This window comes from Pseudomonas sp. AF03-9 (assembly GCF_020515815.1).
Lineage (GTDB): Bacteria > Pseudomonadota > Gammaproteobacteria > Pseudomonadales > Pseudomonadaceae > Aquipseudomonas.
On record NZ_JAHPJF010000005.1, the window covers coordinates 273,376 to 287,592 of the forward strand.

Consider the following 14,217-nt stretch of genomic DNA (forward strand, 5'->3'; position numbering starts at 1 on the left):
TCCCAATCCAAGGAGCTAAGCCATGCCCGATCTCACCTCTGCCGCGCCGGCCACGGCGCCGGCGCATCCGCCGATTTCCCGCAGCCTGCACGGCGACTTCATCGAACGGTCGATCCCCGATTGGCTGGTCGATGCCACACCCGAACGCCTGGCCGCCTTCAGGGACAGTCCCACCCAGCCCCCCCTTTGGTACCGACACGCCACGGCGGCGCAGCGCCAGGCCCTGCACACGCAAACTCGCGCTGCATTCACTACCCAGACGCGCCTGGATAAAGCCATGGCCGGCCTGCAAGGCATCGACCGCTTTGCCGAGCCGCTGCTGGTTCATGCCCTCAAGGAGAAATTCAACGTCACCCTCGACGTCAACACGACGTTTTTGCAGCTCAGGCAGGCTGTCGAAGTGGGTGTTCTCGGCATCGATATTGCCAGCTATGAGGTGTTGAAACTGCCGTTGTTGCAGGCCGCGTTGCACAACTTCGAAGCCGCGGAGTGCGAAAGCGGCGCTTTTCATGAGTCCTCCGGGTTTCTTGAGCAGGACACCGCCAGCACGTTCAAGGCCATCACAACAGGCATTAGCGTGAAGCAATTCACCAGCCTGTGCCGCAGCCTCGACATCGGTGCGCAGTACCAGGCCTACCTCAAGGATTACCTCTATTCCCAAGACGCAGTCACCCGCACTGTACTGCGCGAGAAGTTCACCACCGCACAGAAAGCAGCACTGCGCGCGGCCGCAGAAATGGCGCTGCTGAAAAAGGACATCGAACCCGACGACTACCGCATGCTGCTGGCGGTCGCCGACGGCGAGCGGTTTCCACGATTGGGCGGCAAACCGGTGTGGTTTCGCGACCTGAGCCTGATGAAGCACCGCATGACCGGCTGCGTGCTGTTCGTGATCAGTGACAAGTACAGGTACACCGACGAGTGGATCCTCTACGTGCCCCACGACCCCTACGCACCGCTCAAACGCTACAGCGCCTCGACCATGGACCGCGCGTTCAAGCAGCGCTTTACCGAGCGCGATGCCAAGGCCCCGGATGACGGCAGCCCGACGCCCTACCAACGCTTTTTCAGCCGTTTCGTCGCGTATGCCGACCTGCCTGATTACTTCAGGCAACTGACGAAAGCCGCGCCAGATCCGTCGTTCAGCCATAAAGTGGCGAGCTATGCACCGTTGCTCAATGAGATTGCCAAGGGCGTCAATCCGTTTGCCATTTTTACCGGGTTGCGCCATCTGCCGCCTGGCTCGCCACCGCCCAGGCAAGCGAACCCCGACCCGTTCCTGGCTCCCCGGGACATCCCACGCGCAGGCCATGGTCTCTGGGCTGACAACGTGGACCTGTGGGATTACCTGTTCGACCAGCATCGCGCCAAGCTGGTTGCCGACGCCCGTGCCCACGCCGTGCCGACGGCGGACGTAGATGCCAGGGTGCGCTCGGAAAAACTCGCGCGCCTGCTCAACATCGGCATGCTGCTGTTCACCGCCGTGTCGATGTTCGTGCCGGTGCTGGGCGAGTTGATGATGGTGGTGATGGCCGCACAACTGCTGTACGAAAGTTTCGCGGGCGCGATCGAATGGAGCGAAGGCGACCGCCAGGCGGCCAAGGCGCATTTGTTGGACGTGGCGCAAAACCTTGCCTTCCTCGCCGTCACGGCGGGGGTCGGTAAAGGCTTGGCCAAACTGGCGTCGGTCAAGGCGCAACCGGTGATCGAAAACCTTGAACCGGTGACCTTGCCCAGTGGCGAACAACGCTTGTGGAAACCGGACCTCAAGGGCTATGAACAGGCCGTCAGCCTGCCGGGCGACGCTGACGCGCAAGGTCAATTCCGGCTGAATGGCAAGACCTACATCCGTCTCGACGGCAAGGTCTACGAACAGGCGTGGGACGAAACGCAGCAGCGCTGGCGTATCCGCCACCCCAGCGATCCCGAGGCTTATCAGCCACTGCTCAGCCACAATGGCGCCGGTGCCTGGCGCCTGGCCCTGGAGCGTCCGCAACACTGGGATCGTCTCACGTCGCTGCGGCGCATGGGCCCGGCGGTCGAGGGCTTGAGCGACGAAACGCTGCTCAGGGCCGCCGACATCAGCGGTGTCGATGAGGCTGCCCTGCGCAAAATGCACCTGGACAATGCCCTGCCGCCGCCCGCGTTGGTCGATGCGTTGCGTTTGTTCGAATCCGACCGCGGCGTCGAGGAGGTGATCGAGCAGTTGGAAGGCGCGCAGCCGATCAATGGCCGTTATTTCTACAGCCTGCCCCTGGTCACGCAAATGCCGCGCTGGCCATTGGGGCGGGTGCTGCAAGTGTTCGAAGGCCCCGAGTTGGCGGGGCCTTCGATCCAGTACGGGGTTGAGCGTCTGGTTGGCCTGCGCCAGCGCAAACCGGCGATCCGCGTGAGCCGCGCCGATGTGCTCAGTGGCGAGTTGCCCCAGCGCATCCTGGCCCAACTGGACGAAGCGGAAATCACCGGCATGCTGGGCGGTGAGCCAGCGCGCGTGGTGGATGCCAGGCCCCGGGAGTTGCGCAAGCAGTTGGCCGATTTTGCCCGCACCCGTAAACCGGCGATCTTCGACAGCCTCTACAACGGCACCGAGCCGCACGCGCCGTGGGTCACCCGGCTGCAACGCGAGTGCCCCGGGCTCAGCGAGCCGGCGGCGCAAGCGGTGCTGGCCCAGGCCGATGGAGAGGAAATCGCGCGCATGCAGGCCAGCAATACAGTGCCGTTGCACCTGTTGCAGCAGGGCCGTTGGTACGCCCAGCAGGGACGACTGGCACGGGCCTTTGCCGGTCTGTCCGGAGAGAACATGGCCTCGGCCGACAGCCGTCACTTGGCGTTGCAAACCCTGGCCGACCTGCCCGGCTGGCCGTCGACCCTGCGCCTGGAGGTGCGTGAGGGCAACATGGCCGGGACCTTGCTCGACGGGATCGGCAGCGAGGCGGCCACCCAGCGCAAATACCTGGTCAAGCGCGGGCCCACCTACCAGGCGTTTGATGAAAGGGGCGAGGCCCTCAACAGCGTGCCGGCGTACGGTGACAATTTCTTCCCGTCGCTCATGCATGCCTTGCCGGATGAAGCGCGCCAATCCCTCGGCGTTGCCCATGTGGGCGAGCACGCAAGGTTGCAGCGCCTGATCCGCGATCACGCGCTAGAGCACCGTCTGGCGTCCGCCCGGATCGTCACCGGGCGTCTTCACCAACAGCCCTGGTTCCGGCCACCGCAGCGCATCGCTGACAAACTGGTGGGGTACCCGGCCAGTGGACGGGGCGCAGGGGCGTCGCCGGACCTGACGACGAGGGTGCAGGCGGTGTACACGCGATTGACAAATGATCAGGCCAACGGGTTTATCCTCCGGCAAATGCTCAGTGGAAAATCGGAGCGGGACATCGTCCACCTGCTCAACAATCGCCAGCGCGAATGGCAGGCCCTGGAGTCGACATTGGACCAATGGACCGGCGCACAGCAGCCATCGCTCGCTGGCAGGAATCTCTGGGTATTGGGACGAGGCGGGGTGGCCGATGCGATCAAAGGCAGTTGGCAGCGAGCACCGTTGGCGGAGGATCCACAGTTCGCCCGGCTGGAGCTGTTTTTCAATGAACCATTGCCGCCGCTGGAAGCTGATTTTTCCCACGTGCGACACTTGGTGGTGGGCGGTGCAGGGTTAACGGACGCTACCGTGGAGCCGTTGTTGGCGACGTTCTCCAACGTGCAGAACCTTGAGATCAGGATGACTAGCTCGGACCTGCGCAGAGTGCCCGATGCGCTGCTGAACCTGTCGGCGCTCACGGAGCTGAAAATCACCCGGGATATATCGACGCCGGCCTTCGTCGATACCCAGGTCGCCAAGCTGCAGCGGTTGACCCAACTGCGCTCGCTGACGCTGCAGAATGTGATGGAACTCAACCAGGAGATGGACTTCAGCGGCTTTACCCAATTGCGCTATCTGCGGGTGTCAGGGGGCTTCCTGTCCGAGCTTCCTGCAGAACTGCTGAGGCTGCCCCATCTTGAGCGAGTGGACTTCAAGCGTATGTCGGTGCGCAGCTTGCCGCCCGAGCTGCTCACGCCTGGGCATGAGCGTCTGTGGCGCGGTTTGTCGCTGGATTGGTCACGGCTTGATCCCGAACAATTCCGTGCTGCCTATGAGTACGTGCAGGCGCAGGCCGAGCACTGGGTCGACCAGGAAGAAATGGTGCGAGAGTACTGTCAGGCTGAACTGACTCGGCTTGGCACACAGAACAACATGATGGTCGACTTTTCACGCTCGCTGGCACGTTCAGCGGCACTGCAGGAAGCGTTTCTGGTCCGGTGGACAGGTGCTCGGTCCAGGTTCCAAGCCATCGAGGCGCTGAGTGCGGAACAGGCTGCCTTGAGCGCGGACCTGGCCACATGGCAAGGCCCGCAGACCTACTCGGCGGATCACCTGATGCGCATGCGGGCGGCGCAAGCCATCGACAATGCCTGGTACGACGGCTTGCTACAGCGCTACAACGCGCCGCACTACGCCACAACCCTCGAACTGCCCGCGTTGTCGGTGCTGGAGATGCCGCCGTTACCTGCACAAGGCTTCAGCCATGTACAAACCCTGAACCTGCGTGGGTTGCGCGCGCCCCTAGAGTCGTTGCGTGGATTTATTCGTGGGTTCGGCCAACTGCGCAACCTCGACCTGAGCGACTGCGCCTTGGGCGAACTGCCGCTGGCCGCCGCTGACCAGTCGCTGCTGGAAACCCTGGACCTGGGCAAGAACCCGTTGACCCGTCTGGATGTCAGCGCCATGGATCGGCTTCAAGCATTGAACCTCGGTGGCAGCGCCCTGCAAGCCTTGCCCACGGGGGTCGAGCAGCTTGCCCAGTTGAGCTGGCTGGACCTGCGCGATTCTGCAGTGACCTCGCTGGCCCCGGCGGCGCTGGCTCGGGACGAGCTGGTGCTCAGCCTCAACCTGCTGGGGGCGCCGTTGGATGAAACCGCGCAGACTGCGCTGACCCAAGCCCTGCAGCGCGTCGAACGCAACCGTGGCCTGCCCGAGGGGGCGTTGGCGCGATTTGCCGCGCAAGCAGAGTCGTCTACCGAGTTTGCGCCACAGGAAACCGCTACGTCGGTTGCCCGCCACCTGCTGCCCTTGGCCCCGGCGCTACCGGACGGCGAAGGCCCGCTGTGGCGCACACAAAGTCTGCAACGGCTATGCCCGGACTTCTCGGCGGATCAACTGCGCCAAGGTCTCGAACAGCTGGAGCGCCAGGGGCTGTCGCAGGCCGTGATGGAGGCAAGGCTGCGCCAATGGAACCAGACGCTCGACGCGCTGACCGTCGAGCTCAACGGCTGGGTATTTGTACGCCAAACGTCGGGCGAAGGCTGGCAGATCTCCTCACAGGGGCGCGCCTTGGCGGCGACGCGGATCGTCGAATGCTGGCGCCAAGGCGTGCCTGGTGGGTACGTGCGACCATTCGCCAGCCTGGATTTCAGCGGCCTGCAACTGGGTGACCTGCCAGGGTTGCCGGGTGATTTCTCCCATGTGCAGCACTTGGACCTGACGGGCGTGCGCATCACCGCCCAAGGCTCCAACGATTTTCTACAGGCGTTTACCGAGCTGCGCAGGCTCACGCTTAACGGCCAGTACCTGCCCGAGCTACCCCGGGCCGTGTCGGGCATGCCGCGCCTGGAGCAACTCGACCTGGCGACCCTGGACCTGACCGACCCCGAACCGTTGTACCCCACACTGCGACAATTGGCGCACCTGCGCTCGTTGGACCTGGGCTACAACAACCTGCCAGCCTTCAGCGTCGAGCAATTGGATAACCTGGAGGCCCTCGACCTCAGCCATAACCTGCTGCAGGCCTGGCCCGCCGGAGTGTTGCAGGCGCCGCGCCTGCTCACCCTGGACCTGAGCGGTAACGAGATCACCTCGATCCCGGCCCAGGCCCTGGACGGCCAACATGACACCTTGATGGAGGGCACCGACCTCAGCATGAACCCCGACTTGTCCCGCGAGAGTCTGGAGCGACTCAGGGCATACGCCGAGCGCCGGGGCCGTGACACTGCGCTGGGCTATGCCCGGGATGAAATGGGCGAGCACAGTGACGATGATGGGTCGGATATCGAACAGCCAATCGCGCCTGATGAAGTGATCGAGCCAGAGACCGTCGAGGCGATTCCCGGACAACTGGCGCCCTGGCTGGCCCCCGTCCCCACCACGGACGTCGCCGACTATCGCGCGTTGTGGCAGCGGCTGGCCAACGAGCCGGATAACGTGCACTTCTTCCACCTGCTCCAGACCCTGCAGGACACCCAGGAATTCCGCCTGTTTCGCGCCGACCTCACGCGTCGTGTGTGGAGTGTGCTGGAAGCCGCCGAGCGCGATACCGAACTGCGTGAAACCTTGTTCAGCATGTCGCGTACCCACGGCACCTGTGCGGACGGGCGCACGCTGGCCTTCAGCGAGCTGGAGGTGAAAGTCTTCGAGTACAACGCCTTGCGCGATGTGCCGCCGGGCCTGGAGCACCGCGGGCGGGCGCTGCTGCGTCTGTCACGCCAGTTGTTCCGCCTGGACCAGGTGGAGCGCCTGGCGCATGAACGTGCAAGGACCAGCCACGACCCCGCCGAGGTGCGCCTGAGCTACCGCATCGGCCTGACCCATGGATGGCGCGACGGTCTGCCGTTGCCCGGCCAGCCCCACTATATGCGCTACAGTACGCCCATCGATGGCGAAGCCCGCTCCCAGGCTTTGCGTGAAGTGGAGCGACGGGAAACGACCGAGGCGTTTTATGACGACCTGATTGCCCGCGACTATTGGGTGCGCTACCTCGAAGACCTCTACCCCGATCAACTTAGCGCGCTGCAGCAGCGCGCCGCGCAGAAGCAGAACCAGATCGAGGATGAGCATCCGGACATTTCCACGGAGGCTTACGCCCAAGCCCTGCAGGCGTTGGAGGTGGAGCGGGCGATTGAGCGCAACCAGAAACTGCTGGAGCTGTCGCGCCAGGAGGTGGCGGCGTTGTCTGCGCCGGTGAGTGCGTCCGGTATGGAAGCGCTGCCTGGCTCCAGCCGTGGCAGCGGTTACCGCATGCCGCGTGCGGAGGGCCGGGCGATCTCATTCAACGGCAAGACCTATTTCGTGGCGAGCATGCCGGATGCCGGGGATGGCTTGCACTATGTGTTGCGGGTAGCGGCACCGAATGATCCGCAAGCGCTGGTCAGCAGTGGGATTCTCGCCAAACCCGACATCAACGGCGTGTGGCGCCGCCGGGGATCGCTCGGCGGGGGCCTGACGACGCCGTCCGATGATGAATTTGCATCGGCCTCGGATCGCTCCGACGATGAGTTCGAGGTGGCCTCGGAATCCATGCCGGCCGCCCCCTACACCGCCGAGGAACGCGCTGCGATGCGCCGCGCTGACCATTTCGCGACCACGCGCAATCTGCCGGGCACCTACAACCGCGTCAACAACGGTAAATACCCGCTGCGCGATTTCCAGGGCCGAGCGATGCGCATCACCCAGCTGGAGAAGGTCGTCGAAATCGGCGGGGTCAAGTACAGCTCCGATCAGATCAAGCCTTACATCCGGTTCGGCGGGTACGAGGACGTGGCCAGGCTGTATGACGAGCAACTGCAAGTGCGCACGTTCACCCCGGCGGATATGAAGGCGCCGGGGGAGCAGGCACTGGTGGGGCAAATCACGGTGGTGGCCAACCGGCGTATCGCCAAAGGCGAAATCGTCGGGGTCTACGGCGGTACTGTACTGCCCGCGGGAGTCGAGGGTACTGAGGGGCACACGTTCGCCATGACCGTGGGCAGTCGCCGGGTGGTTGAGGGCGGTGCGCTCGTCACCAAGCCGATCGTTCAGACGGGGGACAATATCCTCTCAAGGATCAATACGCTGTTTGAGTATGACGCCCAGGGCAAACCGGTGCGCCAGGCGAGCGAGGGGTACAACCTCAAGAACATACCCTTTGCCGTGGAGGTCGAGATGCTGCTGGGTATGGGGCCGAATGCCCGCACGGTGACCAAGGACCTGCTGCTCAATACGCTGTGGGCGTCGCAAGATATCCCCGCGGGAGCCGAGCTGCGCCTGAATTACCGCTACACCGAAAACATGGTCAAGGCCTTGTTCCCGTGAAGCGAGCACGGGGTACATAGTCAGGCTTTTTCGGCGCACAGGCTCAGTAGGCTGAGGGTCTTTTCACACCTAATGGATGACCCTCATGCCTGACCTGCAACCTCCGCCCGCCGAAGGCGGCACCCTCAATGCCGACCTGCGCGGCGTTCATTACGACGTGCTCAAGGAGCGTGTGCCGGCCTGGTTTTCCCAGGCCCCGGCATCGCGCCAGGCCGAGTTGGGCAACTACGAACTGCATCTGCCGTCCTGGTATCGCCGGGCGACGCCGCAGCAGCACGCTGCGTTGTCGAGCGCACACCGTCATTTTCGCCAGGCGTTGAACCAACTGGAAAACCGCCTGGGCAACCTCAACGACATTTTCGAGTTCGCCGAACAGCCGCTCAAGGACGCGATCAAGAGCCGCTTCGGTCTTGATGTGGATGTGCGCAATGTCTATTTCGCGCGCAAGTATGCGTTCAAGGATCGCGATGACCTGTGGGGCTTCCTGGTGCTGGACCGCACCAACGACCCGTCGCTGAACCATGAATACCGTGGCATTTCCTTGTTGGAAGCGGCCTTGGCCAACTTCGAACCCGCCGAGCAAAAGCCGCCGCGTTGCAGCGATTGCCAGGTCATCACCCGATGGGGCAGCTACGACGGCGATATTATTGTGCGCTATCCCACGGTCAGCGCCGAAGCCGTCGCCATCGCCCCCCATCTGTTCGCCACGCTCTGCCGTAACCTCGACCTGGGCACGCGCTACCAACAACACATCAATGACATCCTGCAACCGGCCGACCCCGGCGAGCGCGAGGCGTTGGAGGGGCAACTGGAAGAGCACCAGCGCCAGCATCTGGCGGTGAGTACCGAAATCGCGCACCTGCAATATGCGCATAAACCGAACAGTACCCAAGTGGCGTCCGGCATCAGCGCGCCGGTCTATGACATGCTCAAACAGCTGCTGGCCGATGCTCCGGCCATCACCCTGGATGGCCGGCCGGTGGTCGTCCAGGCGCTCAAGGTATTCGGTATTGTGCTGGTGGGCCCGCTGCTGATCGGGCCGAGCCGGTCCGGCGCCGGCACGCCCCAGCGCCTGGTGGTGTACCTGCCCAACGATCCGCAACAACCGTTACGCGAGTATGAGCACAGCGCCGCGTTCATGGCGGACCTGAGGATGCGCCTGCACAGCGTCGCCTACCGGCGATTCTTCAGCCGCTTTATTCCGGTGCGCCAGCAAGGTGAGTTCTTTCGCAAGTTCAACCGGCTGTACCAGCCCACGGACAGGGACGCGCAAGGTGATTTCCCATTGCGGTCGAACCCCGCCCAGCTGCCGTTGGGCGACGTCACCCTCAGGGGCAACCTGTGGCCGCAATTGCGCCGGGCGATGGTCGAGAAAATCCGCGCCGACGCTCGCGCCGTAGCCGTGCCTACCGGCGATGAAGACAGCAAGGCGCGCAAGGAGCGGTTACAGAGCTATCTGGATGCGGTGGTCAGCGTGTTCAACCTGGCCGCCTTCGTGGTGCCCGGCCTGGGGCCGATCATGCTGGCGGTGGGAGCGGTGCAGATGTGCCACGAGGTGTATGAAGGCATCGAGGCTTTTGAAAATGACGACATCCGCGCGATGTGGGCGCACTTTTCCAGCGTGGCGTTGAACGTGGGGTTTATCGGCGCCGGCGCGTACGTGTTGCCGCGCATTCAGGTGTCGCGTGTGGCCGAGCAACTCAAGCCGGTCACTTTAGCGAACGGTGAACGGCGCTTATGGAAACCGGACCTGGCGTCCTACAAGGTCGACCTCGAACTGGCACCGGACGCCCAGCCTGATGCCCTGGGCCTGTTCGAGCACCAGGGGCAAAAAGTGCTGGCCCTGGATGGCGATTTTTACCGCGTCAGGCAGGATGTCGACAGCGGCGATTACCGCGTACAACACCCCACCCGGCCGCACGCCTACGAGCCCTTGCTGGAACACAACCAGCAGGGTGCCTGGAGCCACGAGGCCGAAGAACCGCTGACCTGGGACGCCACAACCGTGCTCAGGCGCCTAGGCCATGATGTGCAGTCCCTCAATAGCGAGGCGCGCCAGCAGGCGCAACTGGCCAGCGGCATAGACACCGATACCCTGCGCACCGTGCACGCCGATCAGCAACCCACGCCACTGCTGCTGGCCGACTCCCTCCAGCGCTTTCGCCTGCACCAGGAGCTGACTACCTTCATCGAACAGTTGGGCAGTGCCGACCCGGCCACCTACGCGCAGGCCGACCTGGCCGCGCAACTGGACCTGATGCTGCGCCGTGGCTTGCTCGGCAACCAGCCGCTGCGGGTGTTGGGCAGTACCGGCGAGGTGCTCTGGGACGATCCGGCACCGGCCGCTACCCCGCGTACGCAAGTGGTGCTCAATCACGTGCAGGATGCCAATGGCGCAGGGCTGACCGAGGTGCTGCGCACCCTGCAAGACCAAGACCCCGAACTCAAGGACATCCCCGGCACTGCCGCCGATAGCATCGACCAGCGTGCGACCCTGCTGCGCCGATACCTGGCGCAGCAGGCCGCGGACCTCAAGCACACGCTGCTTGAGGAGCGCTACCGGGCGCTGTACCCGGACGCCGATCCGGCAGTCCAGCAGCTCTTGACCCAATACCCGAAACTGCCGGTGCCGGTTGCCCGGTCACTGCTCGACTGCACCAGCACGCTCGAGCGCCAGGCCCTGGGCAATGGCGGCCGGCTGCCCGAGACGCTGGATGAGCGGGCGCGTTGGGCGGAGCAGGAAACCCGTGTCGCCCGCGCCTATGAAGGGCTGTTCCTCGATGAATCGGCGGGCCTCGACACCCAGCGCCTGGCCCTGCGCACGCTGGAAACCTTGCCGGGCTGGCAGCGCGGTTCGCGAATCGAGCTGCGCCAGTTTTCGGCCGACGGTGAGCTGCTCGATGCCATCGGCTCCCCGGACGCGGGCGCCCGGCGCAGCCTGATCCTGACTGCGGATGGCCAATTCGACAGCCCGGGCGGGCGCGACTTCCACTCGGCCTTGTGGCACCTGTTGAGCAGCGCCGAGCGCCAGGCCCTGGGCGTGAATAACGTGGCCGAGCTCAAATCGGCCATCGCGCAAACGCCGTTGCCACGGGCGCCATTGCGCACGGTGCTGCTGGAACACCCCATCGTCAAACCCGCCTATGACCCGGCGATGCGCCTGCTCGGTGGCGGTCGCGGGTTGCCGCAATTGCTGGCGAGTACCGCCAATGCCCTGCGTACACCCCAAGTGCGTGTGCGCCGGCTGTTTCGTACGTTCAGCGATGAGCAAATCACAGGCTTTATCGAGTCATTGGGCCCCAACGTACGCGGTGAGTTGACGCGGCTGGAAACCGAGTACGCCGACCTCAAGCAGCACCTCAAAGCCTGGGTCCACAGCACTCGTCATGCCTCGCCGCTCTCGCAGAGCAATGCGCGCTATGTCGCCCAGCAAATCAAACGCTGCTGGCGGCGCGAGACGGGCAGCGAATTGCGCCTGACCCCGGCCCAACCCCATGGTTTACCTGCGCTCACCGCCGGCTTCGGGCATGTTCAGACGGTGGTCATACGCGCGATGAGCTGGTCGCCCGAGGCGGACACCTTTCTGAGTAACTTCACTGGCCTCAAGGTGCTCACGCTCGACCGCAGTGGCGTGCAGCAATTGCCCGAGGCCATCGGTGCCATGCGCGAGCTGACCTACCTGTCGATGCAGAACAATGGCTTGCGACTGACGGCGCACAGCGCGGCCCGCCTGGCGGCGCTGGAACGCCTGGAGTACGTGGACCTGTCCCACAACAACCTGGGGATTGCGCCGGACTTCAGCGGCATGCCCCAGCTCAAATACGTGGACTTGAAATACGCCGGGATCGAGCAGTGGCCAGCCGGGGTGCGCGATCAGCTCAACCTGCAGCGTTTCGATTTGCAGTTCAATCGGCTGCGCGCAATCCCTAGGGAAAACCTGGAGCCCGCCCCCGAGGATTTCCAGCAGAGGGTGCGCATCAACGGCGTGACCCTGATCGCGGGCAATCCGTTTCCACCCGAGGTGGCTCGCCAAGTGGACGACTACTGGCTGCGCCTCTCCCGGCAGCACCCCGAATTGCTCACCAGTAGTATCACCGACGCCTTCAGCGTCGAATCGCCAATGATCCGGCAAGTGCTGCACATGCACCCCGACATGACGTACATGCGTGCCAGGGAGCTGATTTGGAGCTTGGGGGAGGACGCCGAGGCCCATTTGACGCTCCAGGTGCAGGAATTCGATCGACTTTACGAACAGCTCAATGCCTGGGCTTTTTCTGGAGGGGGGGCGCATCAGCGTTATATCCGTGGCGACCGTTTGCAGCGCAACGTCCCGACCCGCGATGCACGCTTCACTGCCCGGGAGCTGATTGTCAAATGCTGGCTGCGTGACGCGCCGACGCGAAACGCACGTGACGGCACGCCCATCGGCTTCGCGCTCGACCTCAGCGGTCTGCCACTGCCCAGCCTGCCGAGCCTGGAGGCGGATTTCAGCCATGTGGGCTCGCTCAACTTGAGCAACATGGGGCTGGAGACTTCCCCGGAGAGCTTCCTGATGAACTTTCGCGGTGTGCGCTGGCTGAACCTGTCCAACAACCGACTGCGCGAGCTGCCCCCCGCGCTGGAGCATATGCAAGGCTTGACCCGCTTGAGCCTGCAAAACAACCGGCTTCGCCTGACGCCGCAGACCCGGCAGATCCTGGCCGGGCGCGTGACCCTGCGTGCGCTGCTGTTGGACAATAACCCGCTGGGCATGTCGCCGGACTTCAGCAACATTGGCGATATGCGGTCATTGAGCCTGCACAGTGCCGGGCTCGACACCTGGCCCACGGGGCTGTGGGAGCAACCGTTGCTGGACCGTATCGACCTGAGTGACAACCGACTGACCGACATTCCGGCAGCACTGATCAACCCGCCCCCTGAAGAGCTGGCGCACAGTGCGCGGATCAGCGGCGTGACCCTCCTCGCGGACAACCCGCTGTCCGACGCCACGCTGCAGCAAGTCAACGCGTATGCCGGCCGGTTGCGTGAGGCCGGGCTGCTCACTGCGCAGCGGCCCAATGCCTTGGTGAGCACGGCCGGCAGGCGCAGCGCTCTTCTTGATGCAGACTTTGTGTCCGCCCCGTTCCAGCGTTGGACCCAAGGTCTCGACGCTGCTCAGGTGATTGCCCGTAGAGCCCAGTGGCGAGGATTGCGCGGGCAGGCGGGCTCGGACGGCTTTTTCCAGATGTTGAACGACCTGCAGGAGGCCGGGGTCGGCCACGCGGAGTTGCAGCGACGGGTGTGGGAGGTGATCGATAGCGTCACCGAGCACACGGCCGAGTCCGAAGCCTTGCGCGAGCGCATGTTCGACTGGGCCGGACGCGCCGCCTGCTGCGACCGCGCCGCGTTGTCGTTCAGCAATGTGGAAGTCATGACCCTGGTGGAGCGGGCGCGAGCGCAGGCCACTGACCTGGCCCAGGGGCCGGCGTTGATGAAACTGTCCCGCGGGTTGTTTCGCCTGGATCAGGTCGAGAGCATCGCCTTGAACGATATCGCCACGCGCACTGCGGCGATCAACCAGGACCCGAGCCTGTCGACGGCGCAAAAACAGCACCGCATCGCCCAGCTTGAAGAAGTGGAAATCCGGCTGGCCTACCGCGTGGGGCTCAAGGGGCCGCAGCGCCTGGACCTACCGGGGCAGCCCGACCAGACGCGGTTTACCGTACTGGGCCGGGTCACCCCGGCCATGCTCGACGCGGCCGAGGCCCAGGTGCTCAGGCTCAACGGGTCGCCGCAGGAGTTCCAGGCGTTGATGGCCAGGGAGTTTTGGCAGGATTTCATCACCAGTAAATACCGCCCGCAGTTCGACACCCTCAGCAAGCCCTACCACGAACGCCTGGCGGTCTTGCATGACCAGGCTGAAGCGGGCTCGCTCAGCCGCGCGACCTATGAAGCCCAAGCCAAGGATTTGCAGGCACAACTGGCAGTGGAAGAGTCGGCCCTGATCGAAAGCCTGACGCGTCAGGAACTGCTTGAACACCCCCTGGACTGAACGGCGGCGGGTAGATAGTTAGCGCCGCGCGCCAAACCGCGCGGCCTAGGATGGCCTTCTTTCACTCCTGAAAGTTGGTTAT

The 14,217-nt window shown here is 64.2% G+C and carries 2 protein-coding genes; both read left to right on the forward strand.

The genetic code is table 11. The annotated features are described in order from the left end of the window. The first annotated feature begins 22 nt into the window (after positions 1–22). Positions 23–8,104, forward strand: a complete 8,082-nt coding sequence (locus LIY36_RS10560) for an NEL-type E3 ubiquitin ligase domain-containing protein (protein WP_226455636.1) — start codon at positions 23–25, stop codon at positions 8,102–8,104. Between the two features lie 85 nt (positions 8,105–8,189). After that, on the forward strand, positions 8,190–14,135 hold the full coding sequence (locus tag LIY36_RS10565) for an NEL-type E3 ubiquitin ligase domain-containing protein (RefSeq protein WP_226455637.1): 5,946 nt from the start codon (positions 8,190–8,192) through the stop codon (positions 14,133–14,135). Positions 14,136–14,217 lie beyond the last annotated feature (82 nt).

What these genes read in the sequence shown, in the direction of transcription:
- LIY36_RS10560 (WP_226455636.1), top strand. Translation starts at nt 23, where the DNA reads ATGCCCGATCTCACCTCTGCCGCGCCGGCCACGGCGCCGGCGCATCCG.
- LIY36_RS10565 (WP_226455637.1), top strand. Translation starts at nt 8,190, where the DNA reads ATGCCTGACCTGCAACCTCCGCCCGCCGAAGGCGGCACCCTCAATGCC.